We start from the raw sequence: 910 nt of genomic DNA, 5'->3' as shown, positions 1-910 counted from the left end.
CGTCGCCTACGCCGACCCCCACGACCGACAACGACGCCAACGCCATCCAGGACGCTGCCGGCAACGACGCGGCCAGCTTTGCGGCCACCGCGGTGGTCAACAACACACCAGCGCCGGCAGACACCACGGCCCCGGTAATCAACACCGCCACGGTCAACGGCAACCAACTGGTGCTCACGTACACGGAAGCCAATACCCTGGACGCGGCAGCGCTCGCGGGCAGCGCCGGCTTTACGGTGAACACCGCTGCTGCAGGCATGGCGGCCATCACCGTGGGCAGCGCCGTGGTGAACGGGGTGGCCAAGACCGTCACGCTGACACTGAGCCGCGCCGTGGCCCCGGATGAGACGCTGAGCGTCAGCTACACCCAACCCGAATCCGGCGCCGTGGTGCAGGACGCTGCGGGCAACGACGCAGTGGACTTCAGCAGCCGGGTGGTGACGAACAACACCCCCCCGGAGTTGATCACCACCGGTCTCTATGCCCCCAGAGTCAACGGACATGACCTGTACCTCCGGTTCTACGCCGCGAGCAACCTGACCCAGAGTCTCACTGCCCACAGACCGAGCGGCAGCGATTTCACGGTGCTCGTCGATGGCCAAGCCGTCGCCGCCACGGTCAAACAGTATGGAGGCGAAAAAAGGCTGACCCTGCAACTGAGCACCGCCGTGCTGCAGGGTCAGACCGTGACCGTCTCCTACCGGGACAGCACGCCCACCGACGAGAGTGCCATACAGGACGCAGCCGGCAACCGCCTGCTCAGTTTCCCGACCACGGTGGTGCGCACGGACCTGGACGCCAGGCCCCCGCAGCTGATCACCATCGGCGACACGACGCGCCCCAGGGTCAACGGCGACCAGCTGATGCTCAGTTTCCGGGACGAGAACAACTTGGACGCGACCAACAAGCC

At 66.3% G+C, this 910-nt stretch carries 1 protein-coding gene; it reads left to right on the top strand.

From position 1 onward, the window contains the following. A partial coding sequence (locus tag VTU_RS29765) for a SwmB domain-containing protein (RefSeq protein ID WP_010109267.1) occupies positions 1-910 on the top strand: 910 nt, incomplete at both ends.

It is taken from the genome of Verminephrobacter aporrectodeae subsp. tuberculatae At4, assembly GCF_000193225.1.
GTDB classification, from domain to species: Bacteria; Pseudomonadota; Gammaproteobacteria; order Burkholderiales; family Burkholderiaceae_C; genus Acidovorax; species Acidovorax aporrectodeae.
The sequence above is the reverse complement of the archived record's forward strand: the minus strand, read 5'-3'. Positions and strand labels throughout refer to the sequence as shown.